Source organism: Arthrobacter sp. NA-172, assembly GCF_043952055.1.
Lineage (GTDB): Bacteria > Actinomycetota > Actinomycetes > Actinomycetales > Micrococcaceae > Arthrobacter.
Genome location: NZ_JBINOT010000002.1, coordinates 40120 through 67092, shown reverse-complemented (window position 1 = coordinate 67092; position 26973 = coordinate 40120). Strand labels below are relative to the sequence as shown.

At 60.7% G+C, this 26973-nt stretch carries 23 protein-coding genes and 1 pseudogene; 14 read left to right on the top strand and 10 right to left on the bottom strand.

All coding sequences use genetic code 11. The features are described from left to right. Positions 1-49: 49 nt before the first annotated feature. The 3 genes from ACF0H6_RS12675 (at position 50) to ACF0H6_RS12665 (ending at position 4839) form a co-directional block, all read left to right on the top strand. Positions 50-1339 (top strand): MFS transporter, encoded by a 1290-nt coding sequence (locus ACF0H6_RS12675; RefSeq protein WP_395250015.1) that lies wholly within the window; start codon positions 50-52, stop codon positions 1337-1339. A 364-nt stretch (positions 1340-1703) separates the two neighbouring features. Further along, positions 1704-3170 carry an aldehyde dehydrogenase family protein gene (locus ACF0H6_RS12670; protein ID WP_395250014.1) on the top strand — a complete coding sequence of 489 codons (1467 nt, stop codon included), beginning with the start codon at positions 1704-1706 and terminating at the stop codon, positions 3168-3170. 1174 nt (positions 3171-4344) lie between these two features. Continuing rightward, positions 4345-4839 (top strand): transposase, encoded by a 495-nt coding sequence (locus ACF0H6_RS12665; RefSeq protein WP_395250167.1) that lies wholly within the window; start codon positions 4345-4347, stop codon positions 4837-4839. An 89-nt stretch (positions 4840-4928) separates the two neighbouring features. On the opposite strand, the gene ACF0H6_RS12660 is transcribed toward ACF0H6_RS12665, so the two are convergent. Further along, entirely contained in the window at positions 4929-5237 is a 309-nt protein-coding gene (locus tag ACF0H6_RS12660) for a hypothetical protein (RefSeq protein WP_395250013.1), read from the bottom strand. Positions 5238-5263: 26 nt separating this feature from the next. Here ACF0H6_RS12660 and ACF0H6_RS12655 point away from each other — a divergent pair, with 26 nt between their 5' ends. Continuing rightward, entirely contained in the window at positions 5264-6739 is a 1476-nt protein-coding gene (locus tag ACF0H6_RS12655; RefSeq protein WP_395250012.1) for an MFS transporter, read from the top strand. A 330-nt stretch (positions 6740-7069) separates the two neighbouring features. On the opposite strand, the gene ACF0H6_RS12650 is transcribed toward ACF0H6_RS12655, so the two are convergent. Further along, positions 7070-7243, bottom strand: a complete 174-nt coding sequence (locus ACF0H6_RS12650) for a hypothetical protein (protein WP_395250011.1) — start codon at positions 7241-7243, stop codon at positions 7070-7072. Positions 7244-7801: 558 nt separating this feature from the next. Here ACF0H6_RS12650 and ACF0H6_RS12645 point away from each other — a divergent pair. Both ACF0H6_RS12645 and ACF0H6_RS12640 read left to right on the top strand, forming a co-directional pair. Continuing rightward, positions 7802-8032, top strand: coding sequence for a hypothetical protein (locus tag ACF0H6_RS12645; protein WP_395250010.1), 231 nt, complete (start codon positions 7802-7804; stop codon positions 8030-8032). Beyond that, positions 8029-8958: a DMT family transporter gene (locus tag ACF0H6_RS12640; protein WP_395250009.1), complete on the top strand. Its 930-nt coding sequence runs from the start codon at positions 8029-8031 to the stop codon at positions 8956-8958. Before ACF0H6_RS12645 ends, ACF0H6_RS12640 begins: the two co-directional genes overlap by 4 nt. A 337-nt stretch (positions 8959-9295) precedes the next feature. On the opposite strand, the gene ACF0H6_RS12635 is transcribed toward ACF0H6_RS12640, so the two are convergent. Next, positions 9296-10705: an aldehyde dehydrogenase family protein gene (locus ACF0H6_RS12635; protein ID WP_395250008.1), complete on the bottom strand. Its 1410-nt coding sequence runs from the start codon at positions 10703-10705 to the stop codon at positions 9296-9298. A gap of 499 nt (positions 10706-11204) precedes the next feature. Here ACF0H6_RS12635 and ACF0H6_RS12630 point away from each other — a divergent pair, with 499 nt between their 5' ends. The 5 genes from ACF0H6_RS12630 to ACF0H6_RS12610 all read left to right on the top strand — a co-directional run bounded on the left by ACF0H6_RS12630 (position 11205) and on the right by ACF0H6_RS12610 (position 16305). Next, positions 11205-12434 carry a branched-chain amino acid ABC transporter substrate-binding protein gene (locus ACF0H6_RS12630; RefSeq protein WP_395250007.1) on the top strand — a complete coding sequence of 410 codons (1230 nt, stop codon included), beginning with the start codon at positions 11205-11207 and terminating at the stop codon, positions 12432-12434. A 78-nt stretch (positions 12435-12512) separates the two neighbouring features. Continuing rightward, positions 12513-13532 carry a branched-chain amino acid ABC transporter permease gene (locus ACF0H6_RS12625; RefSeq protein ID WP_395250006.1) on the top strand — a complete coding sequence of 340 codons (1020 nt, stop codon included), beginning with the start codon at positions 12513-12515 and terminating at the stop codon, positions 13530-13532. Next, positions 13529-14731, top strand: coding sequence for a branched-chain amino acid ABC transporter permease (locus tag ACF0H6_RS12620; RefSeq protein WP_395250005.1), 1203 nt, complete (start codon positions 13529-13531; stop codon positions 14729-14731). Before ACF0H6_RS12625 ends, ACF0H6_RS12620 begins: the two co-directional genes overlap by 4 nt. Further along, positions 14724-15605, top strand: a complete 882-nt coding sequence (locus ACF0H6_RS12615) for an ABC transporter ATP-binding protein (RefSeq protein ID WP_395250004.1) — start codon at positions 14724-14726, stop codon at positions 15603-15605. The genes ACF0H6_RS12620 and ACF0H6_RS12615 overlap by 8 nt, the downstream gene beginning before the upstream one ends. After that, positions 15598-16305, top strand: a complete 708-nt coding sequence (locus ACF0H6_RS12610; RefSeq protein WP_395250166.1) for an ABC transporter ATP-binding protein — start codon at positions 15598-15600, stop codon at positions 16303-16305. The genes ACF0H6_RS12615 and ACF0H6_RS12610 overlap by 8 nt, the downstream gene beginning before the upstream one ends. A gap of 558 nt (positions 16306-16863) precedes the next feature. On the opposite strand, the gene ACF0H6_RS12605 is transcribed toward ACF0H6_RS12610, so the two are convergent. Both ACF0H6_RS12605 and ACF0H6_RS12600 read right to left on the bottom strand, forming a co-directional pair. Then, a complete protein-coding gene (locus ACF0H6_RS12605) occupies positions 16864-17352 on the bottom strand; it encodes a glutathione peroxidase (protein ID WP_395250003.1) in 489 nt (162 codons plus the stop codon). Positions 17353-17441: 89 nt separating this feature from the next. Then, complete coding sequence (locus ACF0H6_RS12600) at positions 17442-17648, bottom strand: hypothetical protein (protein WP_395250002.1); 207 nt, start codon at positions 17646-17648, stop codon at positions 17442-17444. A gap of 1084 nt (positions 17649-18732) precedes the next feature. Here ACF0H6_RS12600 and ACF0H6_RS12595 point away from each other — a divergent pair. Next, positions 18733-19983, top strand: a complete 1251-nt coding sequence (locus ACF0H6_RS12595; RefSeq protein ID WP_395250001.1) for a pyridoxal phosphate-dependent decarboxylase family protein — start codon at positions 18733-18735, stop codon at positions 19981-19983. A 121-nt stretch (positions 19984-20104) separates the two neighbouring features. Here the strand turns inward: ACF0H6_RS12595 and ACF0H6_RS12590 are convergent, their stop codons facing one another. Then, a complete protein-coding gene (locus tag ACF0H6_RS12590; RefSeq protein WP_395250000.1) occupies positions 20105-21169 on the bottom strand; it encodes an IS110 family transposase in 1065 nt (354 codons plus the stop codon). Positions 21170-21491: 322 nt separating this feature from the next. On the opposite strand from ACF0H6_RS12590, the gene ACF0H6_RS12585 reads away from it, so the two are divergent. Next, a complete protein-coding gene (locus tag ACF0H6_RS12585; RefSeq protein WP_395249999.1) occupies positions 21492-22526 on the top strand; it encodes an IS110 family transposase in 1035 nt (344 codons plus the stop codon). A 176-nt stretch (positions 22527-22702) separates the two neighbouring features. On the opposite strand, the gene ACF0H6_RS12580 is transcribed toward ACF0H6_RS12585, so the two are convergent. Together ACF0H6_RS12580 and ACF0H6_RS12575 are read right to left on the bottom strand one after the other, a co-directional pair. Continuing rightward, positions 22703-23515, bottom strand: a complete 813-nt coding sequence (locus tag ACF0H6_RS12580) for a bifunctional allantoicase/(S)-ureidoglycine aminohydrolase (RefSeq protein WP_395249998.1) — start codon at positions 23513-23515, stop codon at positions 22703-22705. A gap of 531 nt (positions 23516-24046) precedes the next feature. Continuing rightward, a pseudogene (locus tag ACF0H6_RS12575) lies at positions 24047-24642 on the bottom strand (enoyl-CoA hydratase-related protein); the annotation flags it as partial. Between ACF0H6_RS12575 and ACF0H6_RS12570 the strand changes: the two are divergent. Beyond that, positions 24616-24831: a hypothetical protein gene (locus tag ACF0H6_RS12570; protein WP_395250179.1), complete on the top strand. Its 216-nt coding sequence runs from the start codon at positions 24616-24618 to the stop codon at positions 24829-24831. The pseudogene ACF0H6_RS12575 and the gene ACF0H6_RS12570 overlap by 27 nt on opposite strands. 60 nt (positions 24832-24891) lie before the next feature. On the opposite strand, the gene ACF0H6_RS12565 is transcribed toward ACF0H6_RS12570, so the two are convergent. Next, entirely contained in the window at positions 24892-26031 is a 1140-nt protein-coding gene (locus ACF0H6_RS12565; protein ID WP_395249997.1) for a glycoside hydrolase family 15 protein, read from the bottom strand. Between the two features lie 330 nt (positions 26032-26361). Continuing rightward, a complete protein-coding gene (locus tag ACF0H6_RS12560; RefSeq protein WP_395249996.1) occupies positions 26362-26715 on the bottom strand; it encodes a trehalase-like domain-containing protein in 354 nt (117 codons plus the stop codon). Positions 26716-26973 lie beyond the last annotated feature (258 nt).

Below are 26973 nucleotides of genomic sequence, written 5' to 3'. Positions count from 1 at the left end.
GATGGTACAACCCGTGGCCCCCCCGACCCGATCCAAGCAGGCGCGTATAGTGCTTGCAGCCGGCCTGCTCGGCAGTTCAATTGAATGGTACGAGTTCTACATCTACGGCACGGCAGCAACTTTGGTGTTTAACAAGCTGTTCTTTCCATCATTCGATCCCCTCGTCGCAACCATGCTGTCCCTGTCGACGTTCGCTGTGGGATTTCTAGCACGGCCAATCGGCTCGGTGATATTCGGACACTTCGGCGACCGACTTGGACGTAAGTCCATGCTAATGATTACGCTTATCTTGATGGGCGTGGCCACGTTCTGTACTGGCCTGTTGCCAACCTACGACCAAGTAGGGATCTGGGCGCCAATCTTGCTTGTGGCACTGCGTGTGGTGCAGGGCTTCTCGCTCGGCGGCGAGTATGGCGGCGCTATCCTCATGACGGTTGAACACGCCGGGCCACGACGCCGTGGACTCTTCGGCGCCGTCGTGAACACCGGCGTGGGCTGGGGACTATTGCTGGCCACCGTCGCCTACCTTGCCCTTTCTCAGCTGCCCGACAGTGCGTTCTATTCCTGGGGCTGGCGAGTCCCGTTCCTCGCCAGCTTCCTGCTCGTTGGCGTCGGCCTGTTCATCCGGCTCAAGATCGAGGAGAGTCCGGAATTCGAAACCGTCAAGCAGCAAGGCAAGCTTACGGAGCGGCCCGTTATAGAGGTGCTCCGCCGCTTTCCATTGCGCGTCGTGCTGATGTGCCTGGCGTATTTGTCCTCCGGCGTTACCTTCTATGTCGCGACGGTGTTTTCGCTCTCCTACGGCACGCTCGTTGTTGGGGTGTCTCGCACGCTCATGCTTACCGTGGTAAGTATCTCCCTTTGTGTTTCGATCCCGGCGATGATCTTCTTCGGCTGGCTTTCGGACCGGTACGACAGACGGAAGATCTTCTTGTTCAGCACCGTCGCTATGATGCTCGTGCCGTACCTCTGGTTCTCCCTGGTGTCAACGGGCACGCCATTCCTCATGCTGCTCGGATTCATTGCGCTGATCTTGTGCCACGCAGCAAACTACGGCACACTCCCCGGGTTCTTCTCCGGTGTCTTCCCCGCTTACATTCGATATAGCGGCCTGTCTCTGGGTTACACATTGGGTGCAGTGCTCGCCGGTGGTTTCGCGCCCATCACGGCCACGTATCTCCTTGACGTCACGCATTCGTGGGTAGCCATTGCCATTTATATGTCTGCCGTCGGCGTGCTATCGATCATCGGCACTCTTGCCTTGAAGGGCCGCAATGTCGCCGAAGACACCCTGCCCATCGAGGCGGACGGCTCCAAAGAGTCTCCAGTCAGCGCCTAAGATCCATCAAGCGTGTCCCAGCAGGCTGCTGGGACACGCACGGCGTTGACGTCAGGGGTTTCACTATGTGCCCGCAGTCAGCCATAGCGAGTTCTCACCCCAGACCTCGCAGTTGTAGTTCAGTGACCAAGTCTGATGCCGGTCAGAGGGTCGACGGAATCACTGACCTAGGACGCCCGCGGCCCAGCCATGCGTTTTGGCATCACACATCCGGCGTCAATCTCGCCAGTGGCGAGCGACTGTTGGGGCCGGATGGCTCGGAAACATTAGCGTATGAACTTACCTTTTTAGGTCCAGACCGGCACCCGCTGCCGATTCAAGTGATTTTCGACGGCGTCAATTCCCTCAGAAAAGGATCCCGACCATGACTACAACAGCAGAGCCCACCACGACCGATTGGTCCGTCTGGAACAACACCCCGGCGGGAGTGGGCGACGGCGACATGATCGTCGTGACCGCCCCTGCCACTGGGGAAGTGCTCACCACCGTCCGCGCCGCCACCGTTCAGGACGTGGATGCCGCGGTTGAGGCGGCCACACGCGCCCAGAAGGACTGGGCCACGCTCACGTACGATACGCGCGCTGCCGTCCTGCGCAGAGCCGCTCAACTGCTCGAAGCAGATCCCGACCGGATCCGGAAATGGCTGATCCCCGAGTCCGGCTCCGGATTCGGGAAAGCGGCCTTCGAGGTATCGGCACTGATCGGCGAGTTGAACGAATGTGCCGCGTTGGCTTCCCAACCTTATGGGGAACTGCTGCGCTCGACCATGCCTCGGCTGTCGATGTCCCGGCGAATCCCGGTCGGAGTGGTCGGAGTGATCTCCCCCTTCAACTTCCCCGCCCTCCTCTCGCTCCGATCGGTGGCCCCTGCACTGGCGGTCGGTAACGCTGTCATTCTCAAGCCAGACCCCCGTACACCTATCTCTGGAGGCCTGGCCCTCGCTGACCTGTTGACCGAAGCGGGACTGCCCGAGGGCCTCCTGCACGTTCTCCCTGGCGGTGCCGACGTCGGCGAAGCCATCGTCGTCCACCCCGGCATTCCGTGCATCTCCTTCACCGGTTCCACCGGCGCCGGACGGGCGATCGCTGCAGTAGCGGCTCCGCTACTGAAAAAGGTCCACCTCGAGCTCGGCGGCAACAACGCCCTTCTGGTCATGCCGGACGCTGACATTGAGGCAGCAGCTTCTGCCGGCGCTTGGGGATCGTTCCTCCACCAAGGCCAGATTTGCATGACCGCAGGCCGGCACATCGTCCACTCGTCGATCGCCGACGAGTACGTCAGCACCCTCGCCCGAAAGGCAGCGCAAATCCGGGTAGGTGACCCCACCGACCCGGATAATGCCCTCGGTCCGCTCATCGATGAGCGGCAGCGTGAGAAGGTGCACTCGATCGTCACCGCCAGCATCGAGCACGGTGCCCGGTTGGTCACGGGCGGCGAATACGACGACCTCTGCTACCGGCCCACCGTGCTCGCCGACGTGACCGTTGATAGTCCGGCCTACCGGCAGGAAATCTTCGGCCCGGTCGCGCCGGTCATCACTTACGACACGATCGAAGAAGCCATCGAGCTGATCAATGACAGCGAGTACGGACTAACCGTCGGCATCCTGACAGGCAACGCCTTCGCGGCCTTCGAACTCGCCGACCGGATCGAGTCCGGCATGGTCCACATCAACGACCAGACCATCGCCGACGAGCCAACCAATCCCTTCGGGGGAACCAAAGGCTCGGGTTCCGGAGGCCACTTCGGCGGGGTCCACGCAAATCTCGACTCGTTCACCGAAACCCAATGGATCACGATGCAATCCAATATCGAACGCTACCCATTCTGAGCAACCACCAAGGGCCTCGCATTCCGTTAGCAATCCCTGGGTTTGCGAGGGGGAGACGCCGCTGATGAGGTGAGTTGATCGGTCTGTCGGTGATAGACCACCTTCTACCGATCCTCCAGCGTTTCCTGGCTATCAGGAAGAGGCAATACTTCGCACCACCCCAGAATCCTGGGTCCGTGGGGCAGCCCGTGCCGGGGTAGACGATGCAAGTGACTGCTTGTGATGCACCCTTCAGAACTGCATTTGTACGGCAACAGGTATGCCGCAGTTCCTACGGAGGCACTACTACGCCCATGCCGCTAAAGTCAGCGATGACACAAGGAGAAGAGAATGGAAGAGCCACAAAGTCATCCCCTCGATTACAAGCAGTTCGTGGGTTCAGCGGTTGTCGCTGCAGTCTCCTATGGCGACCGATCCACCACTTTGCAGCTGAAGACTTTCGCTGGAGAAAACATCAGTTACGTCCTAAGCGCTATTCCCGACTCCGCCCGGGCGGAGGAATGCCGATGCGACAAATTCCGTCCCATCTCAGTCAAGATTCAGGACGGCGGTGCGCGGTGCAGTGTGATAGCACTGACACCCAATGGGCCACAATGCTCAAACGCTAGCCTGGGAGCCGCGCTGGCACTACAGAGGACCGGAGTTCGCACTGTCGTTGACGGCGGCCTTCAGACTCGGGTTCCCTGTGGCTAAGAACGAGGGAACTCCCATCGCCCAGTGGTTCTGGATCATTTTCGGGGCATGGGACGGTTTGGGGCCAGTCAACTTCCCCGAGCCAAGGAGACTACAGGGCGCACCCCCGAGTACAGGCGGAGCTCTGCGGTGGAAGCTTTAGACCTGCAGCGCAATCACAATTTTTGGTCTGTCGTAAAAGCGCGGTGACCGAATGGTGGCCGGGAGGTCCTGATATGGCCTTTCCTCTGGGTAGGGGCCTTGTTGTCTCATTGGAATACCTCCGGGAAGGGTGATTCGTTGCCTTATCTGAAATCCTCTGGCTAGTGGCATCGTCTTTGCCTGTTTGGGTATGCCAAGAGGCGGGCGTGTCCACGCGGTGTTGACGGGCCGGGCCGGCGCGGCTTTTGTCGGTGACGGTCGAAAAATGAGCCATTGTCACGGCTTGGCGTCTAGCGGTCGTTGCAACACCTGAGTGAATTAGGAGTTGCAATTGGCAGAGATGAAGAGGCCAAGGAGGTCCCGGGGCGCCCCTCCCAAGAACGCTGCCCGTGCTCATGATGATCAGCTGATGAAACAGGGAATGGGAAATTCTGAGGCTTGTCGAATCGTTGGAATCAGCCGGAGTTCCGGCACTCGATGGCGGCACGGTCATACGGTCGTCCTAAAGTCCGGAGACACGAGGAAGTACGCTCCGATTTCGCGGCAGCGGCCGGCCGTGATTTCCGCGCGGTTTCTCTCCGAGTCGGAACGGGTCACGATCGCGGACCTGTTGCATGCGCGGCTCAGCATCCGTGCAATTGCACTGGAGCTCGGACGGAGTCCGTCGACCATAAGCAGAGAGATCCGCCGCAACCGGCATGAGCCCCCTGGCAACTACCGTCCACGGACTGCCCAACGGAGTGCCGAGCGCAGAAGAACCCGTCAGCGAAACGGAAAGATCGCCGGCAACCCAGAGCTGCGGGAGTTTGTGCGGGAACACTTGGAACAACGCTGAAGCCGCCGCCAGATCAGCAACCGGCTGCGCGCAGGCTTCCCCGGGCGGCCGGAAATGCACGTCGTGCCCGAAACCGTGTACCAGGCCCTCTACGGGCGCGGATGCCTGGACTTGGCCGTGGATCCAGCCGTCTCACTACGGACCGGGCGCACGGTCCGCAGCAAGCGCGCCTCGAACTCGGCGATGTCGGCCGGCGTCTGCAGGTAGAGCATGAACGTGAGGTTCGCGCTACCGGGTGACTTCCGCGCAGAAGCGAAGTGCCTGTGGGCGCCGAGGAACGCCACAGCCTCGGGGATAGCCACAGGCGACGCCAGCACGTACCACTGGCAACTGATTGGACATCCTACAAGGTCCTGGGCCACCTCGCAGCGGAATTCAACGAGGCCCATGTCGACCACGGCCTTGAGGATGGCTCTTTGGCTGGATGGGCGACAGGATGGGCCGCAAGAACTCGATGATGCTCTCGATCAGCCTCGCGTCGCTTGGATCGCTCATCATCTCGGTCAGCCCTGGCTACGCGACAATAGGTGGCTGGGCCTCGTTCGTCCTCGTGGGCACTCGTCTCCTGCAGGGCCTTGCCCACGGCGGTGAGTTCCCGACGGCCCAGACGTACATCGCCGAGGTTGTGCCGGCCCCGTCCCGTGGTTTCTGGAGCTCTACGATCTACGTCTCGGCGACGGCCGGCATCGTGTTCGCGACGGTTCTGGGCGCGATCCTCTCTAGCTTCATCAATGCCGAGGCTATGGCGTCCTTCGGCTGGCGCGTCCCGTTCGCGGTGGGGGCGGTTCTCGGCATCTACACTCTCATCATGCGACGGCGCATGTCCGAAAGCGAGGCATTCGAGGAAAACAAGACTAAGGAGGCCACTCTGAAGACCAGCCTGTGGACCTCGGTCGCCCAGCACTGGCGCGAGGCCCTCCAGGTCATCGGCCTGACCCTCGGCCTCACGATCGCGTTCTACACATGGAACGTCTCCGCGCCGTCGATGGCCATCAACGCCCACAAGCTCAACCTGTCCGAAGCCCTGTGGGCCGGCACGGTCGCGAACCTCTTGTTCCTGTTCTTCCTCCCCTTCTGGGGCTGGGTCTCGGACAAGATCGGCCGCAAGCCCGTCCTCGCAATCGGCTTCCTAGGGGCCGCGGCCGCGCACTTCCCGGCCATCAGCCTCATCGACAACACAGGCTTGCACCTCGTCGTAGGCATGACGATCGTGACGTTCTTTATCGCCGCCGTTGCCTCAATCATCCCGGCAGTCTTCGCTGAGATCTTCCCGACCGCAATCCGCAATGTCGGCGTCGCCGTGCCGTACTCGATCTGCGTTGCGGCATTCGGCGGCACTGCGGCTTTCATCCAAGCCGGCCTCAATCAGGCCATGGGAGCGGCCTCAGGTGCGACCTTCTTCGGCATTTCAATTCGCAGTCTCGCTCCTCGTGAGCGCGATCACGGTCCTCTCGCTGCCCGAGACCCGCGGACGCAACCTCCACGACGTCGCCCGTCCGGCAGCCGCGGCCTCGACGACATGACCCCGTGGTGGCGAAAGGACTATCGTCACGCCAATCGCCGCCACGTCGGAACGAGCTCCTGCGCGGTCGCAGAGAACGCCGAAGCAGGGCAGCGTCGGCGCGATGGATGGGGACACCTCCGGGAGGGTGAAGACGGCGTTCTGCAGTGTAGCCGCGACGGCGGTCATCGTCACGTTCACCCTTCTGGGCGATCCAAGACGGCCCGGGCCCATGGCCCAGGACTTGACCCATCAACCAGTCCGTGGTTCCTGAGAAACGCCGGGTGTTTTCACTCAGCACTCTCAGGATCGCGGCGAGAACGCGCTGATCGTTTTGCCCGGCGAACGGACTTGCTGGATCAGGCGCCAGTCGACCAATCCAAGGGCTCCCTGCTCTAGATGAGCCCCTTACCAGCCGCTGCAGTTTGCTAAAGCTGAGAGCTCCACCCATTTCAAGGAATCCGCCGTGTTTGCCCAGTTCTCGCTGACGCAGCAAGCGGAGCCGGACATCATCAACACCGGCGCGACAGGATATGCCTTCGAGAACCGCGGTGACATGGCCTTCCACCACTGAACTGCGGTGTTCCCGACCGATTGGGGCAAACAATTGAGTTCGAATGGCGGGAGTGTTTTGGGCTGTTGTTGCCAAGGGTCGGATGTTGATGAAACGGACGACGGCGGGAAGATCCCGCCGTCGTCCGCTGATTTTTCCTTGGGGCGCTCGGACTATTAGGCGGTCCGGGACGAACTGCCGAGGACTGCCTCTGCGTTGGCCTTTTCGGCCTCGGTAGGCTGCAGGTCTGCTTCGAGGGCTGAGTTCTTGGATGGATCTTTGATCATGATGGTGGCTACGAGGGTGAGGGCGATGCAGCCGGTCACGTACCAGCAGAAGGTGGACTCCATTCCGGCCTGCTTCAGTGCGAGGGCAACGGGTTCTGCAGTACCGCCGAAGGTGCAGTCCTGCGACCAGTGCGTGGGGGAGGCCGACGCCCAGGGCTCGGACGCGGGTGGGGAACATTTCGGCTTTGACGATCGCTGCGCAGACTGTGTAGCCGGAGACGAAGACCAGGCCGAGCATCAGCAGGGCGAAGAAGCTGATGAGGGAACAACGTGAATCAGATCCTCAACCGCGTATCCAGCCACAATGGTGTCGAGGCGGGCACTGTGGCCGGTTATCACCCGTGCCGCTCCAGACGCCGCACTCTGCTAGCAACCGGGGGCAGGCAACCCTAGGTGCCGCGCTAGCTCTCTGTATCCGAAGTGCGTCTTCCTAGTCAGCCGCAACAGTTTGTTGGTCCGCCTCATTCAAGGTCTAAAGGTATCGATTTTGGGCATTAGACTTTTCAATTGAATATTCACTGGCTCGAAAACTTTACAATTTGCCTTCCTCTGCCGCTGGCCTTCTCCTTAGACTGGATGCATGTTTGGATCAATCTCTCTTGGCACCCCGGCGGGTGTAGCGTGAAAGCAAGTGCATGGGGGCTCTTTATCCTGGTTTCGATCTTTGGGGGAGTGCCTTACCTCTTCATCGAGATCGCACTGAGGGACATCGGACCTCTGGCAATCGCCGCCGCACGTGTACTCCTGGCGGCGCTCGTCGTGGTGCCGTTCCTGCTGCATCGACAGCGCTGGCGTGCCACCCAGCGCGAGTATGTGTGGGGCGACGGCGAAGCCGAGGGCGTTGCCATATGAACTCCTCGCAACGCTACGATACGCGCGCGTGGCTGCTATTCGCTGCGATGGCAGTGCTGTGGGGCACCCCCTATCTCTTCATCAGCGTTGCCGTCGAGTCGTACTCTCCGGCTGCGGTGGTGGCCGGCCGCACTCTCCTCGGCGGCTTGCTCCTCTTGCCGTTCGCCATCCGGCGGAAGGCATTGCGACCCGCGTTCGAGAAGATCGGCTGGGTGTTGCTGTTCGGCGCCATCGAGATGGCGGGGCCCTTCCTGCTCCTCGGTCACGCCGAACAGACTCTGCCGTCGGGGCTCACGGGTCTGCTCGTCGCGACGGTCCCGCTGTTTGCGGCGATCATCGCGTTCGGCGGCGGTGACCGTTCGGCCCTCAGCCCGGCGCGCAGCATCGGACTCTTCGTGGGTTTCGTCGGCGTGTTCGTGATGGTCGCCGGACCGGGCCTCGCAGTCGACGGGGGGAATGGTTCCATCGCCGTCGGTGAAGTCCTGCTGGTGGCGCTGCTGTACGCGATCGCCCCGTTCTTCATCGCGACCAAGCTGCGCGACGTGCCCTCGCTCGGCTCCATCACCCTCGCGCTCCTCGCGGTAGGGATCTTCTACACACCGATCGCGTTCCTGACGCAGCACCAGGTGCCGACCCTCAAGGACACGCTAGCGCTCATCGCACTGGCCGTCCCTTGCACGGCGCTGGCGTTCATCACCTTCTTTGCGCTGATCGCGCGAGTGGGCCCGGTGCGGGCGCCGCTGTTCACGTATGTCAACCCCGTCGTTGCGATCGTGCTGGGCACTCTCATTCTCGGCGAGCCGCTGACGTTCGGCCTGTTGATCGGTTTCCCGCTGATGATGGCCGGATGCTGGCTCGCCGCCACCGGCAGCACCGTACGGGCCCGCAAGGTCAAACCCGACCTGACGCCGAACGCCCGGAGCTGAGCCAGCCATACCTACGCCCGCCCGTCAATAGAATCGGAGTCGACCTCTGATACGCAGGGTTGCCCCGGTCGGACACCTTCACCTGCCGCCCGAATCGCTGCCGTCAGCGCAGCACTTCAACGATAGCGATCCACTGTCAGCAGCATCGCGGTGGGCCCACTCGTCGGTATCGATCAGCACCTCGAGCAGGTAGTCCTCGATCAGCCGATCGGACTTGGGGTTTGCTCTGGTGTGGCAATGAACTGCATGAGGTCGTCCAGGATGGCAAGACGCACGCCTGCTGGCCCAGCGCCAGCTTTCGGGCCGGGCCAGCGGGCGTGCGCTGGGGCACGCCAGGTTAGCCGTTGATGACTTGGGGGGTGCCGAGGGCTTTGAGGCCTTCGATGCCGAACTCGAGGCCGTAGCCGGATTGTTTGGCGCCGCCGAACGGAATCCGTGGGTCCACCGCGCCGTGCTTGTTGATCCACACGGTGCCGGCTTGGATGCGTGCCGCGACTTCCCGGGCGGCGTCACGGTTGGAGGACCAGACGGAAGCGCCGAGTCCGACGTCGAGCGCGTTTGCCTTCTCCACGGCGTCGTCCACCGTGCTGTAGCGGATGATAGGCAAGGCCGGGCCGAACTGTTCCTCTGCCACGAGCGGGTTGTCGTTCTCGATGTCCGCCACCAGCGTGGTGGGGTAGAAGTAGCCAGGCTGGCCGGCGTCGGGGTTGCCTCCGAGAAGGATGCGGGCTCCGGAAGCCCTGGCCGCCTCCACAAGGTTGGCTACGATGTCGTACTGTGCCTTGTTCTGCAGCGGGCCCAGGACATTGTTCTCGTCCAGGCCGTTGCCCATGGGCGCGGCCACGGCAACCTTCGTGAGTTCTTCGCAGACCGCGTCGTAGATGTCGGTGTGGACATAGAGTCGCTTGAGGGCAGAGCAGGTCTGGCCGGTGTTGAGGAACGCGCCCCAGAAGAGGTCCTGCGCGATGGCTTTGGGGTCGGCGTCGGGCAGGACGATGCCGGCGTCATTGCCGCCCAGTTCCAAAGTGAGGCGTTTGACCGTGTCCGCGGAGGACTTGATAATGGCTTTGCCGGTAGCGGTTGAGCCGGTGAACATGATCTTGCCGACGGCGGGGTGCTCGGCCAGGCGGGCTCCGACCGTGCGGTCCCCGGAGACGACGGTGAGGAGGCCTTCGGGGATTTCCTCGTTGAGGACTTTAACCAAGGCCAGGACAGACAGCGGCGTGTACTCAGAGGGCTTGACCACGACGGCGTTGCCCATCCGCAGGGCGGGCGCGATCTGCCAGATGGTGATCATCATGGGCCAGTTCCAGGGTCCGATGGCACCCACGACGCCGATGGGCTTGTAGTGCAGTTCGGCATACGTTTCGCCGTCGTCCACCAGGGTCTGGGCTTCCAGGGGTGTGGTGGCGGCCGCGCGGAGCCAGGCGACGCAGCCACCGACTTCGAAACGGGCGTTCAGGCCGTTCAGTGGCTTCCCCTGTTCGCGGGAGAGCAGATGGGCGAGTTCTGCGGCGGAGCGCTCGATGGCGTCGGCCGCTTTGAGCAGCACGGCGCTCCGGGCCTCGTGGCCAAGGCCGTCCCATGCCGGCTGTGCTGCCTGGGCGGCGTTGATGGCCTGCTCGAGGTCCTCAAGGGTGTGAATGGGTGCTTCGCCGATAGCGGTTCCAGTGGCCGGGTCAGTTATGGTCCGGGTTTCGCCGGACTTCGGGGTAATCGAGGCCAGCAGGGCGTCATAGGGTTCCATGGGTTACTCCGCTTCAGTTCTGTATATAAGTGGTGACGAGGGGCTGGTACTGGATTCGAGGCTTGGCACGCAACCAGGATCCGGGTCCTGGAGTGGGCCGCCATGGCGAAACCACGTGACGCCAGAACTCGAACGAACACTCCTGTGAAGGCACCGCTGCCTTCAGCGTCCAGGGCCAGCAGTGTGCCGGACTGCGAGTAGCTGGGTCGAGCGAGTCGATCAATCCATTGATTAAGTAGATTTCGGCGATTCTTGAACAACGCTAGGCCGAAGACGGCAGTGACCTTTGGGTTTCAGTGCTCCTTTGTTGATTTTCCGTGCAGGGCTCGAAACCGCCGTCAATACCGTCGCCCATGCACCTCAACTTCGCTTAGGCACAACAACTGATCACTCCAAGACAAAAAGCAGCCCCCGCCCGCTGCCATGCTGGAGCTCACGGTGCCGTGCCTCTGCGCGGCACCCCTCCCAACGCCCATGACTAGTTTCAAGAGGGAAGTTTATGTACCGAAAGAAAGTCTTCACCTCGTTTGCCACAGCGGCTGCACTCAGCCTGCTGCTGTCCTCCTGCGCCAATCAAGCAGGACCAAGCACAAACGGGCCCTCGTCAGCCGGAGGCAAGGTTGACGTTCACGCCATCTCCAAAGTGGACGTTCCCTCGGTCGCCGTCCTTCCTGCCGGAGATGGAAAAGCAACCTGCCCGGCCACCACCACCCTTGCCTACGCGGGTGCCGAGACGGGCCCCAACGCCCAGCTCGGTATTAACGTCTTCAACGGTATTCAATTGGCCATCAACCAGCACAACGAGGCCAACCCCGGATGCCAGGTGCAGTTCAAGAAGTTCGATACTGAAGGTGACCCGAACAAGGCCACAGGCCCTGTGACGCAGATCGTTTCCGAGCCGGACATCATCGGTGTGGTTGGTCTGCCGTTCTCTGGCGAATCCAAGGCCACGGGAAACATCTTCGAGCAGAAGGGCCTGGTTCACATCACGCCCTCCGCAACCAACCCCGGCCTGACCAAGAACGGTTGGACCACTTTCTACCGCGCGCTCGGCAATGACGCCGTCCAGGGTCCTGCGGCAGCAAAGTTCCTCACGGACAAGCTCGAAGCCAAGAAGGTCTACCTCGTCCAGGACGACTCCGACTACGGAATCGGTTTGGGAACCACCACGTCCCAAGCCCTTGGTTCCGCGATGGTGGGGTCCGACAAGGTCATCACGGGCCAGAAGGACTTCTCGGCCGTGATTTCCAAGATCATGAACGCCAAGGCAGACTCGGTCTACTACGCCGGCTACTACGCAGAAGGCGCTCCCTTCGATCAGCAGCTGGTTGCCAAGGGCTTCACCGGTGCCTTCGTGGGTCCCGATGGCGTGAAGGATGACCAGTTCATCAAGCAGGCTGGCGATGCATCGTCCAACTCGTACTTCACCTGCCCCTGCATCCCCGGCGAGCTGATCCCGAGCTTCGAGTCCGAGTACAAGAAGCTGGCCAACGCTGAGCCCGGAGCCTACTCCATCGAGGGTTACGACGCCGCGACGGTACTGCTCTCCGGTATCGACAAGGGCAAGCAGACCAGGGCCGACCTCCTTTCCTGGGTGAAGTCCTACGATGCAGACGGCCTGTCCAAGCACTACAAGTGGGACAGCACCGGCGAGCTGGCAACGCCTGATGTCTACGGCTACAAAGTTGAGAACGGCAAGATCGTTCCCGTCGGCGTCATCGGAAAATAACACCGAGCCCAGATGAATGCTGGGGGTTAGCATCCATGCCGACCCCCAGCATTTCTCTGATTACATCAGGAAAGTTCCATGATCAGTGAAGTAATTCCCACCCTGCTCCACTCGGTTCCCGTGGATGACACGTGGATCACCTTCGACGTAAATTCCTTTACCCAAAACTTTTGGAGTTCCACCTTTGATGGATTGACCTTCGGGGCAATTTACGCACTGGTGGCCCTCGGGTACACGCTGGTTTACGGCGTACTTAACCTCATCAACTTTGCCCACTCGGAAGTCTTTATTGTGGGTTGCTATGGCGTGTTCTTCACGCTCAGCGCCCTCAACTTCGGCCCCTCGGCGCCCAGGCTGGCTTTCTGGGCCATCGTGGGAAACCTCATCCTTGCGCTCGTCGTCGCCGTGGTGGCTTCCGCCCTCATGGCGGTCATTGTGGAACGCGTGGCCTATAAGCCGTTGCGACGGCGCAAAGCGCCCCGCCTGGCATTCCTCATCACCGCCATCGGTGTCTCTTTCGCAATCCAGTACACCATCTACTGGTGGCGGGGGCCCTCTCCGGAGGCTGCACTCACGATGTTTCGGCCCACGCCGATCTTTGACGTTTTCGGAACAATCATCGATTCCCAGCAGCTGGTCGTCATTGTCGCTGCGGTGATTCTGATGATCGCCACGGACCAATTCATCCGGCGCTCACGCACCGGCCGTGGCATCCGGGCAGTCGCCCAGGACCCGGACACCGCCACCTTGATGGGTGTCAACAAAGAAAAAATCATTGTTACCACCTTCGTCATCGGCGGCATCCTTGCCGGCGCAGCTGCCTTGTTCTACGTCATGAAGATCCCCTCCGGCGTCCAGTACAGCGGCGGCTTCATTCTGGGCGTCAAGGCGTTCGCCGCAGCTGTTCTTGGTGGCATCGGCAACGTCCGTGGAGCATTGCTCGGCGGACTGTTGATTGGCCTCATTGGCAACTACGGCCAGGTTCTGCTGGGAAGCTCGCAGTGGACCGACGTCGTGGCCTTCGTGGTCCTGGTGCTGGTCCTGATCGTCAGACCTGAAGGAATCTTGGGTAGCTCGCTCGGAAAGAGCAAGGCATGAGTACTACAGATGGCCCCACACTTATTCCGGACGAGTCCGCACAGCAGGCGATCGCAGACCGAGAGGCCAAGGGCAAGCCACGCAAGGGTTGGTTCAACGGCGTTGGTGACAAGTGGAGTGCCCTTCCCAGACAGACCCAATGGTTGTTCCTTATCGTCGTCGTGGTCATTGCCTACCTGCTCCCCATCATCAACCCTCCCTTCATCACCACCGAACCGGGCAACAACTGGCAAATCGCGCTTGCGCAAATGGCGGTTTATGCGTTGGTTGCTGTTGGCTTGAACGTAGTGGTTGGTTATGCAGGCCTCCTGGACCTCGGCTATGTGGCCTTCTTCGCAGTGGGTTCGTATACGGCTGCGATGTTCACCAGCCCCGATTCGCCGTACCTGCACATCCCTTACTTGTGGACGTTGCCCCTAGCCATGTCCATCACCATGTTCTTCGGCGTCATGCTTGGTGTTCCCACGCTGCGTCTTCGCGGTGACTACCTGGCCATCGTTACTCTCGGCTTCGGTGAAATCGTTCGCATCCTGGCCACCATCATTCCTGCCATGAAAGGCCAGGTTGGTTTCCAGAATGTGGGCCATCCTCCCGGGACGGATTCCGAGGGGCAGCCCATCTTCCTGAACTCCAACGGAACGCCTTGGTACTGGCTCACCCTGACCATCATCATCATTGTGCTGCTGGCGGCCGGCAATTTGGAGCGCAGCCGTGTGGGACGGGCTTGGATCGCGATCCGCGAGGATGAGGACGCCGCGGAAATCATGGGCGTTCCCACCTTCAAGTACAAGGTGTGGGCCTTCGCGATTGGCGCGTCCGTTGGTGGTCTCTCTGGGGCGCTGTTTGCCGGGCAGGTGGGCTTTGTGAACAACCAGAAATTCGACATTGCCACGTCCATCCTGTTCCTGGCCGCCGTGGTCATGGGTGGAACGGGCAACAAAGTGGGTGCCATCCTTGGTGGTGCCTTGGTTGCTTACATTCCGCTGCGTTTCACGGCGATCGCCGAGTTCAAGTATTTGATTTTCGGTGCTGCCTTGGTGATCATCATGATTTTCCGGCCCGGTGGTATTCTTCCGGCGCGTCAGAGTCTGCTGGCGTATGGCCGTTTGGCTTACAACAAGGTCAAGAACATCGCCGGACCCAAACCAAGTGGCAGGAAACTGGCCACTGAATCAGTAAAGGGGTCAAGCGATGAGTGAAGCGATCGAAATTGATGTGGAAGCACTCAAAGACCAGGGTGTGGATCTTGACGTCGCGGAGAAAGTAGCCCCCGAGCGCGATACTTCGGCCAAAATCGGCGAACCCGTGGTTCAGGTACAAAACCTGACCATCAAGTTCGGTGGCTTGGTTGCCTTGGACAACGTGACGTTCGATATCAACCGCGGTGAAATCCTGGGGTTGATCGGTCCGAATGGTGCCGGAAAGACAACATGCTTCAATGCCATGACGGGCGTTTACAAGCCGACATCAGGTGAGGTGTTGCTGGAGGACAAGTCCCTGAAGGGACTTCCGCAGCACAAGATCACGAGGAACGGCCTGGCACGTACCTTCCAGAACATCCGGCTCTTCGGAGAAATGACGGCCTTGGAGAATGTGGTGGTGGGCCTGGATGCCCGGCACCGCACCAGCGTGGGCGGGGCGCTGTTGCGTCTCCCAACCCATATCAGGGAAGAAAAGACGGCCATTGAGCGTGGAATGGCGCTGCTTGAATTCGTAGGCATCGCGGATCACGCCCACTTCCTTTCCCGACACCTTCCCTACGGATTCCAGCGTCGGTTGGAAATCGCCAGGGCCCTTGCCACGGATCCAAAGGTGCTGTGCCTGGATGAGCCGGCTGCCGGCTTCAACCCTGCAGAAAAAGAAGAGCTCATGGCCTTGATCCGGACCATCCGTGATGATGGCTACACAGTTCTGCTGATTGAGCACGACATGAAGCTGGTGATGGGCGTTACGGATCGGATCGTTGTCCTGGAGTTCGGAAAGAAAATCGCCGACGCCGAACCCAAGGTCATCCGTGACGATCCCAAAGTTATTTCCGCCTACCTCGGGGAGCCTGAAGATGACGTTGCTTGAGCTTAAGAATGTCTCGGTCCACTACGGCCGGATCCGGGCCATCCATGACATGTCGTTCACGGTGGACGAGGGCGAGATCGTCTCCCTCATCGGGGCAAACGGTGCGGGTAAGACCACAACCATGAGGACCATCTCCGGGCTGTTGAATCCTTCGTCGGGCTCCATCACCTTCGCTGGTGTGGACATCACCAAAATGAAGGCCCACATCCGGGTGGTCCAAGGTATCTCCCAGGCGCCCGAAGGCCGTGGCATCTTTCCCGGCATGACGGTGCTGGAAAACCTCAACATGGGCTCCTATGGGAGAAAGGACCGCAGCGAGGTCTCTAAGGACCTGGAGCGCGTCTTCGACCTCTTTCCCAGGTTGAAGGAACGCGTCAAACAGTTTGGCGGCACCATGAGCGGCGGTGAACAGCAGATGCTGGCCATTGGCCGTGCGTTGATGTCCAACCCCAAACTGTTGTTGCTGGATGAGCCTTCCATGGGCCTTGCACCGCAGTTCATCCGGCAGATCTTCAAGATCATCTCTGAAATCAATGCCCAGGGGACCACGGTGCTTCTGGTGGAGCAGAATGCAAACCAAGCGTTGGCACGGGCACACCGGGCTTTCGTCCTGGAGACCGGTTCCATTACCCACAGTGGAACGGGCAAGGAGTTGCTGGCCAATCCTGCGATTAAGGAAGCCTACCTGGGCGTCGGATAGCTGCACCGCCCGACCACCCTCACACAAGTGGGGGTGCCGGCGCACGGCGTCATGGAATTAGGAAAACGCGAAAATCGGTGGTCGTGGATTCCCCAAGCGTGTCACGCTCATCAACTAAACGTGCCTCCATGCACTGAGCTTACGCTCAGTGCATGGAGGCAGTTCGAACATGGCAACTCGTCCTACTTCAACACGTCCCACGGCCAGTCATCAGTCACCAGCGGGAGAAGCTCCCAAAGGCCCTCGTAACAGCAGACCCAGTTCTCAATTTCATAGCTCCACGCACCTATATCGAGCGGGCCAGCGTTCGGCTGTACTTTTCGGAGGGTCTGTCCGAAGCCTGCGTGAGCAAAGCATGCGGAAAGCAATCCTCCTGCAGGACTGTTTGATTCTTCTTCCCAGATGCACTCTGACTGGCTACTACCTTAACCAGCCTCATGCTTTTATGCTGGCCCTTCCTTGTATCAGTTACCAACGGCGGTCCTTTTTTGGGCGCAATAGGGCTTTGCCAAGGCGGGCGTTCGCACCGGGTGCAAGGCCTGTCGGTAGCCAGGGGAACTAGTTCAGTTCAGCCTCAATTGCAGCGCCAACCTCGTGAGAATCCGGGGTGACCTGCGGGGCGAAGCGCTGGACAACCTTGCCCTCGGCGCTGACCAGGAATTTTTCAAAGTTCCAGGTGACGTTCTCGGCCAGCTCGCCGCTGCGAAATTTGGTGAGCGCCGCGTACAGCGGGTGCCGGTCCGCGCCGTTGACATCGGCCTTCTCGGCCAGCGGGAAGGTCACGCCGTAGTTGATGCTGCAGAACTCTTGAATGTCCTCGGCATTGCCCGGCTCCTGTCCCATAAATTGGTTGCTCGGCACACCCAAGATGACGAAATCCTTATCCGAATATCTCCGGTAGAGTGCCTCGAGCGCCTCATACTGCGGGGTCAGTCCGCATTCCGATGCCACGTTGACCACTAGCACCGTCTTTCCTTTGAAGTCGCCGAAGTTGGCTTGCTGTCCACCGATCATGGTCAGCGGAATGCTGTGAAGTGTCTCGGTCATGGCCAGAGTCCTTTCGATTGTGGTTCAGTCCTTTTGGCAGTGGTGAAGATGCCGTTCTCTGCCAGAGCTGTCGGGTATGCGGTCGGCCGCTACACGGTAGTCCAATCCTGTTCGTGGATTTGGCATACCTCACTGTTGCAGGGCGAGGTAGAGGCGTCGTGCTGCTCGGTGATCATGCCAAGGTAGTGCCATGCGTATTCCGTGTATGCTGCCCAAAACTTGCGGGCGATATTCAGCACATAATTCTGGGCCAGCAAACCCTGTGGGGCAGTCGGACGGGCCTTTTGCGTTCGCACTTCTGATCCCTCTCCTGTCTGGTTTAAGTCTCTTTACGCTGGCCGGATTCGTCTGGGTTGCCGCCTCGTTTTCGATGGAGTGGCGCAGACGCTGTGTGAGTCAATGGGCGAACGGAACATGCTTCAGGTTCTGAGGGGATCGTCTTCATATCTGTGAACTCGAAAGCTCGGGTTTGACCCGGGGACCGTGCAGGACTCTGGCTAGGGGCCGTCAATTGGGGTTTGGGGTCCAGAGCGTGACTGCATCGGGGTAAAGGCCCTGGAGTCTACCAAGGCCGCTACCGCAGCGACGGTTTACTTGGTGTTCTCGACCACTGCGATCAGGGCGCGAGTCAGCGGCTGACGGCCCGCCTTCGATGAGTATCTTGCCGATTTCCCAGTGGCTCAAAGTGGACTCCTCGAATAGAGATGGACGTCAGGAAGCGCGGCGGTGGGCGGCAGGAAAGTCGGTCGCCGCTCTCGTTGGAAAGGCAGTGGAACCCCGGCGAGAGCGCGCGGCAATGAACGGCGGGGAACGTTAAGCAGTCACCCTTGACACGGTTCATGAAGCAACTATACAGTCGAATTGTCGAAAACTGGAAATCCAACTTCCGTGAGACGGAATACCATCGGGTGGTGATGAACGATCCCGAGGACCTTCGGTGCTGGAAGGCCACGTTCGCCTCGCCGCAGATTTTTGGAAGGACGCAGAGGCAAATGAGCCCACCGCCCTCTTTCCTGCGCGAGTGCTATAAGTGGAACGCATCATCCGATGCCCATCCCACTGCAGCGACGGCCGTGGCAGAAACGCTAGACCGGGTGAATGCCACGAGTGCGAGTGCCAGCTGTGGACGAAAGGAAGAATCCCTTGGAAAAAGACACTGAGAAAACGAGCGGGATCGGACTGGTTCTGCCGGCCGACGATGACTCGAGGGCCCAAGGGCCCTCCATCGTGTTCCCGAACGATGAGCCGATTAGCACCCCGGCGACGTTGATGCATGAATACACCCCGGAAAGTGACGCTGTTGTCCGGGCGCTCGGGGAGTTGTCGCGGCGGCGGCTTGCGGAGCCCCCTTCCATCGGAAGTGCTCCCGGAGCAGCTGATTTGAAGCAAAGCCTGGAACACACAATCACCCGTGAAGGCATCGGCGCTGAACGTGCAATTGAACTTTGGACCGATGTCATCGAGCCGGCCTGCCTAACCGCGGACCACCCGCGATTTCTCGCGTTCATGCCCAATAGCCCATCGATATATGCCGCCGCGTTTGACGGCGTTGTTGGAACCGCAAGCATCTATGCAGGGGCCTGGTTGGAAGGTGCAGGCGCGATCTGCGCTGAGAACCAGGTCATACGCTGGATTGCGGATCTGGCGGGATTTCCAGCCTCAGCAGGTGGAACGTTCATGTCGGGCGGCACCAGCGGCAACCTTTCAGCGCTTGTCGCGGCGCGTCACCGTGCGCTCTCGAGCGATAGTGGGGTTACAAGGGGCAATGCGAAGGTTTGCATCGGTGAGGGCACACATTCATCGGTCCGGTACCTGCTTGAATCCGTTATGGGCGTGGAGGTTGTCGTGGTCCCGGCCGATGACCGTGGTCGCCTCACTGGAAAGTTGCTGCGCGCCACATTGGATTCAATGGGCTCGGAAGCGCGGGCAGGCGTGTTCGCCATCGTCGCAACGGCAGGTTCGACAAATGCAGGCACAGTGGACGACCTCCAAGGGATCGCTGACGTGGCAGAGGAAGGTCGATTGTGGTTGCATGTCGACGGGGCGTACGGCGGAGCGGGGCTCCTCGCGACAGAAAAGCGTGACCTTTACAGGGGCATCGATCGTGCCGACTCTTTGATTATCGATCCGCACAAGTGGCTGTTTGGACCCTATGACTCCTGCGCGATCGTCTATCGCGACGGTGCACAGGGTCGCGCCGCGCACACTCAGAACGCAAGCTATCTTGACCCCCTGGCCGACGCTGAGGAGATGAACCCCTCGGACCTCGGCATGCATCTGACACGGCGGGCGCGCGGGATCCCGTTGTGGTTCTCGCTCGCAGCGCACGGTGTCGGTGCATACCAGGCAGCCGTCGAGCAGACGCTTCGCACAGCTCGGCAAGGAGCTGAACTCATTCGCGCCAATCCAGATCTGAACCTATTGGTCGAACCGGACCTTTCGGTGCTGCTATTCGAACGGCGCGGCTGGACCGCATCCGACTACACGTCGCTGAGCGAACGGCTGCTCAACGATCAGGTCGCATTCGTAACGCCGACCCAGCATGCCGGAAAGCCCTGCTATCGGCTCGCCATCTTGAACCCAAAGACAACCATTGGCGACATAGAGGCGATTCTCGAATTGATGCATTGAAAGATTGATGCCTGCAAGGAACGACGCAGGACACCACCCGTGACCCGAATCGGACCAAGGGAATACACCACCGAAACCGCCGCGGAAATCGCTTGCGGCTACACCGACGGTCCTATAGACGTCAAGTGAGTCCAAGGTCGGTTTTCAGGTCGTGGTAGACCTCCCGGGCAATGAAGCGTTTGAGGCATCGGAGCACGTCCTTCTTCGACAGTCCTTCAGCGAGACGTCGCTTGACGTAGTCGATGGTGGGCTGGTGGTAGCGCATCCGGCAGACCGCGATCATGTGGAGCGCGGCGTTGGCTTGACGATCACCGCCTCGGTGCAGGCGCATGCGGTGCGTCTTGCCGGAGGAGACCGGGATCGGTGCGACGCCGCAGAGTCTGGCGAATGCGGCCTCGGAGTGGAGCCGCTCAATGTTCTGCCCGGCGGTGATCAACAGCTGCGCGGCGTGCCCTGGCCCGATCGCGAGCTTGGACGTCAGCGTCGGCGCGGTGCGCTCGACAAGCTGTTTGAGTGAGGCGTCGGTCTCGTTGATCTCCTCATCGAGCATCTGGATCCTCCGGGCCATGGCGCGCAGTGCACGCTTGGTGGCTTGAAGCGGGTCATCAAGACGATCCAGATCAGGCCGCAAGCCCGCGCATCGTGCCACGAGCACGGCTGCGGACCGTTCCGTGAGCTGCTCCCGCAGCTGCGCAGGTGCTGTAACTAGAAGACTGCGCAGTTGGACGATCGTTCTCGTGCGGGAACGAACCGCGGATTCCCGGGCTAAGCGCAGCACACGGATCGACTCGACAACACCCGTGGTGACCTTCGGGATCGCGGTGGCCTGCCCCGAGAGCGCTTTGCGCGCGGCTGCTTCAGCGTCGATCGAATCGTCTTTGCCCCGGCGCGCTCTCAGGTGGGGGTGGGGCTGGTTGACTTCCACGACATCGACACCTGATTCGAGGAGGAACCGTGTGATGCCGGCAGCATACGAACCGGTGGATTCGACGCCGATCTTGTCAATCAACCCGAACTTTGCCAACCAGTCCAGCGCGTCACGATATCCGCGTGATGAAGCGGGAAAAGGGTGGTCGCCGAGTACCTTCCCGGTCGTATCGAGCGCGACGACATGATGAGTGTCGGCGTGCGCGTCGATGCCTCCGATGACGATCACTGCTTGCGTCGTCTGCGCGTTGTTGCTCATGCTGGTGGTGTCTCCCTTCGATGAGGGATGACCTCGCCAGGCCGGGCGGACACAACAATGACGAGTCATTGATCGAGCAAGGTCCTGACTTGTTCAATGGGTACTGGGTGCCGCAGGATCTGCAGTCTTGTAGTGTCCAGGGTGTCGGCCGGCACAGGTCCGCAAGCTCCTTGCCGCCGGGGCAGTCCAGGTTGGCTCACTTATAGCGTGCCGCGCCGCTGACACCCGCCCGGGGCGTGGCTCGACAGAGGCATGCAAAGACTTCAAGTCAGGGTGCCCGCCACGGGTGATCCATCACTGACGTCGGCGTAAGGACTCGGATATGATCGTCATCGGCATCGACCCGCACAAATCCTCCATCACCGCAGCAGCCATCGATCCCTCGGGCTGCCAGCTCGCGGTGCGGCGCTTTGTGGTCAACGCAGGAACCGCTAGAGCGCTGCTGGGCTGGGCCGCCCAGTGGCCCGAGCACCGGTTCGCCATTGAGGGCGCCAACGGTCTGGGCCGGGGAACCGCCCAGACCCTCGTTGCGCACGGGGAGCTCGTCGTGGATGTTCCCTCCACGCTGGCCATGAAGGTCAGGGTCCTCTCTACAGGCGGCGGGCGTAAAAGCGATCCTGCTGACGCGTTTGCGGTCGCCCTGACGGGGCTGCGGCAGGCGAATTTGCGTCCCGTTGCAGTCGAAGACCAGACTACGATTCTGCGCCTGCTGGCCGAACGCCGCGAAGATCTGGGCCACGAACGCGCCCGCCTGCTCAATCGCCTGCACAGGCTCCTGCGTGAACTCTTACCCGGCGGTGTCGCACCCGGCCTGAGCGCCGCCAAGGCCGGCGCCGCATTGCGGCGTGTCAGGCCGGCGACAGCCACTGATGCCCTCCGGCGGGATCTCGCCCGAGACCTGCTCGCCGATCTTCGGCGCATCGATTCCTCCATAAAAAGCAACGAAGCGCAGACCCGCTATGCCTTGGACGCGGCCGCCACCACCCTGCAGGAGATCCCGGGAATCGGCGTCGTGCTGGCGGCAAAGCTCCTGGGCCACGTCGGTGACATCGCCCGATTCCCCAGCGCCTCACATTTCGCCAGTTACACGGGCACCGCGCCCCTGGACGCCTCCAGCGGCAACCAAAACCGCCACAGGCTTAACACCGGAGGCAACCGACAGCTTAACTCCGTCCTGCACACCATGGCCGTCTGCCAAAGCCGCGATCCCGGGCCCGGCCGCGACTACTACCTCAAGAAAATCGCCGAAGGAAAAACACCCAGAGAAGCCCGGAGGGCACTCAAACGACGCCTCTCCAATGTCCTCTACCGCCGAATCCTCCACGACCAACAGCAAGCCCACCAAGCCGCCGCTTGACACACAGAGGGGGATCAACTCGACCACCACAGGAACGTTGAACTCGATCATGAGTGCCTGCGCCTTGTCGAAGGCAGCGGCGGGGTCGTTCGGATTCTCCGCAAGGGCGGCCTTGCAACCCAGGGCACTCGGCGACGGGCGGCCCTTGGCAGGGCCACCCGTTCAACTGGTCGCGTTTAGGTGAGGCTGACTTGCCGGTTCATGTCTTTGTAGAGCAGGTAGCGGAACTCGCCGGGGCCGCCTGCGTAGCATGCCTGCGGGCAGAAGGCGCGCAGCCACATGAAGTCGCCGGCCTCCACTTCCACCCAGTCGTTGTTGAGCAGGTACATGGCCTTGCCTTCTAGGACGTACAGGCCGTGCTCCATCACGTGGGTTTCGGGGAACGGGATGACGCCGCCGGGCTGGAGCGTCACGATGTTCACCTGCATGTCGTGGGCCAGATCGCTGGAGTCCGTGAAGCGGGTGGTTTTCCAGGCGCCGTTGGTGTCCGGAAAGGGCGTTGGTTCCACGTCCTTTTCGTTGGTGACAAACGACTTGGCTTCGTAGCCCTCGAGGCGTTCGTAGGCCTTGCGGATCCAGTGGAAGGAGACGACGTCGTCGGAAACGTTCTCCAAGCCCCAGCCCGAACCGGCGGCCAGGTAGGCGTAGCCGCCTTCCTCCAGCTGGTGCAGTTCGCCGTCGAGGGTGAGGTTGACCTTGCCGCGAGTAACGAACATGACGCCTTCAACCCCCTTCTCGAACTCCGCCTTCGGAGCACCGCCGCCCGGGCCGATCTCCACGATCAGCTGGGAGAAGGTCGTGGAGAAGCCTGAGATGGGGCGGGCGATGATCCAGGAGCGGGTGTTCGAAAAACCCGGAAGGTTGGACGTGACGATGTCGGTCATGACGCCCTTGGGAATCACAGTGTACGCCCCGGTCACAATCGCGCGCTCGGTGGTCAGGTGCGTCTGCGGCGGCAGTCCGCCGCTAGGAGAGTAATACTTGCCCATAAAGAGATCCTTACCTAGGAGTCGGAAGTTGTGGCCAGCCGCGGATGGCCCAACACGGTGAGGTCGATAACTCCGACACCGACCGACGCCAGTACTTTTGCAGCGCTCACGGCGCCGCACTGGACGCTGCGGAGAACGAAGCCGATTGAAAGTCCTCTCGGCTGGGCCAAGGGCGGATACGAAGGATTATTTCGTATTATGGATATTAATATCTATTCTATGGAAAAACAAGTCCGCCCAGCTGGCTCCAGTTGTGAGGACCAAGTGAGATTCGAAACCCTCTAAAGCATCGATAATGACCCGGACGCTTCACCGGCCGGGCAGAGCGCCAATGGTAAAGGAAGGTTCTATCCAGCCCCTCCCCGGCGACTCTGAAAGGCCGATAACGGAGATTCCGAAGCTGCGGACGCCCGATCGAGGTGGCGTCCGCAGCGGCACGGACTGCGCGGGTGTCAGGTTGAGGTACGCGCTACTTGAGCGGCGTCGATAGCCAGAACGCATGTTTTCGAGGACGTGGGACCGGAGGCTCATTCAATGGGCAGTCCGAACGAGTCGCAGCCTATTCGTTAACCCTTTCACTGATGCATGGACCCGCTTCTCGATGAAGGCACTCAGGCCTCCTTCTGATCGTCCGTGGTGAAGAGCGAGTGGAAAATTCGGCGCTCAAAGTAAAACGCCTTGCGCGAGGCCAGTTTCAAAGGCGGCGTTCACGGCTTCCTTGGCCATCATGGCCACGAGCTTGGACTTGAAGGCATAACTGCAGCAACCTTCAGTGCCTCCTCCAGCACATCACCCGCGGGTACGACTCGGGATACCAGCCCGCCCGCTCAGCTTCTTCCGCACCAATAGACTGCCCTAAGCGCCAGTTCCATTGTCTTGGATTTGCCTATGGCACGGGTAAGGCGCTGTGACCCGCCCATGCCAGGCAAAACACCTAGGTTGATCTCCGACTGTCCCAGTTTCGCGTTATTCCCGGCGATGATGAGATCGCACATCATGGCCGACTCACGGCCACCACCTAGTGCGAAGCCGGACCCGACGGCGATAGTGGGAATGCGCAGTCGGGCGAAGTCTTCCCAGCCGCGAAATCAATCGCCACCATGCATCTCCATATAACCCTGAGTGGCCGTTTCGCGGTCGCTGACAATGCTTCCTGCGGAGCCATCGCTGTAGGTTCCCACAACCTTTGGCTGGATCCTGCCGACCACCAAGCCCTCCTGGACGTCAGCTGCTCACTTGCGGAGAGCGTGACGAGCTCCTACAGCAACTCGAAGGCCGTGGCCTCCGATTCCCGACCGAGGCTGAAGTTGGCGTGAGCGCCGGATCGACTATGGAAGCAGTATGCCGGCGCAGCAATACCGATCGGGACTGAGGGATTAGGCTGGGGTTTCGGCGGCCAGACTAAGAAGGTCTACACCGTGCATGGCGTCCGCTGCCCGTACGAGTGCCAGGTGTGAGAACGCTTGCGGAAAATTGCCGGCCATCCGCATCTCCTTCGCGGCATACTCTTCACTTAGCAGGCCGAGTTCATTCGCGAACCCCACCAATTTGTCCATGAGTGTCTTCGCCTCGAGCATGCGGCCTGTGCGCGCGTACTGTTCAACGAGCCAAAAGGAACACGCAAGGAAGGGATGTTCCCCAGGGTCCAGCCCGTCGACGCCGGTCTCTGTACGGTAGCGCATCAACAGGCCGTCGTCGGTGAGGAGCTCTTCCTCCAGCCGCGCAACGGTTCCCAGCATGCGGGTATCGGTGTAGGGAAGAAAGCCAACTTGGGGTATCACGAGCAAGGCCGCGTCCGTGTGCCCTCCACCGTATGTCTGCGTGAAAGAATTGAGTTTCACGTCGAATCCTTCGCGCATGACCTCCTCGCGTAGCCGCTCGCGAAGGTGTTCCCAGTGGTCAACGGGTCCTGCCAAGCCATGGTCCCGCACCGCCCGGATTCCACAGTCAAAAGCGGCCCACATCATGACTCTTGAATGTGTAAAGAATTGAGGGTGACTCCGCATTTCCCACAGACCGAAGTCTTTGTCGTCGATGTGTTTCTCCACGAAGCCCAAAAGGATCTGCTGCAGCGCCCAGGAGAAAGGATCTTCCTTGCCCCCGGCCAGTCGCAACCTTTCCAGCGCTACCATGACTTCACCGACGACGTCGGCTTGGAACTGGGCGACCGCAGCATTTCCCACGCGCACCGGTCGTGAATTCTGATAACCGGGCAGATGGTCAAGGACGCGTTCCGGCAGATCCCGCTCACCGCCAATGCCATACATGATTTGCAGATCCTCGGGTTGGCCAGCGAGAGCGCGGAGCAACCAGTCACGCCACTGCAGTGCCTCTGTTTCATAACCGTGGGTAAGCATGGATTCCAGCGTCAAAGCAGCGTCGCGTAGCCAGCAGTACCGGTAGTCCCAGTTTCGTGGGCCGCCGAACTCCTCCGGCAATGACGCTGTGGGTGCTGCAACGATCCCACCGGTCTCATAATTCGTAAGCGCCCTCAGCACCAACAGCGAACGCTTCACCGGTTCTCCGTAGGCACCTTCTGAACGGCAGTGGCTGGCCCATCGCTTCCAATAACCCATGGATTGTTCGAGTGCCGCGTCGACGTTGACTGCTGGAGGAACAGTCCGGTGGGAAGGAAGACCTGGCCAGTTCAAAGTCGACGACCTCCCCCCTGGCTAAAGCGAATTCGCCCGAGTGCCCGTGCGCGTGTGCCTCAGGTAGATGCGGTCCTCGCAGCGAAACTGCATCCGGACCGGCTATAGCCAAGAGCACCATTCGATCGCGCCTTGAGCCGTCTTGAAGTCGCCTGACCCAGGGCACCACCGTGCCGTACCGGGGGCGGATAATGGTTAAGCTCGTGCATCTCGAGCGCTCCCGGCCAGTCCGGTAACGCGGCGCAGTATCGACGAACCTGTGTGTCCGACTGGCATGAAGTCCGTGGCGCGGATGAGGCCAGTGGGGGTCTCCCAGATGGTCTCCAGCACAAATGTTGAATCGACGTAACGCCGTTCGACCAACACGGCTTCCGGTCCCCTAGGAGCGAGCAGCCAACGGCCGTGGTCCTCACTTCCGAGAAGTGAACTAAATAGCGAGGGGGAGTAGGATCGGGGGAAGCAGAGCCAATCCACGCTGCCGGTCCGGGAGATGAGGGCCCCGGTTTGTAGATCCGACAGCAGCGCATAGTCCTCGATGGGCGCAGCCATGGCTTTACTAAAGCACAACTCGTCCCCCCTTATCAGGTGCCCAGCACAAAAATCTCCACCGCCAGAGAGGTCAACAATCACACAGGGAGCGTTCGTCAGCCCTTGGACGCACCCGAATGCGCACATTTTCTGATTCGGACGGCTGCCGCAATTCATCGCTAGGGAAGCTCTTTGGAGCACGTTCGCCGGAACTCCAGATAGAAGTCGCGGAAATTCCCCCGACGGACAGTCCCCCTCCACTCGACGCCGTGCCGGAGC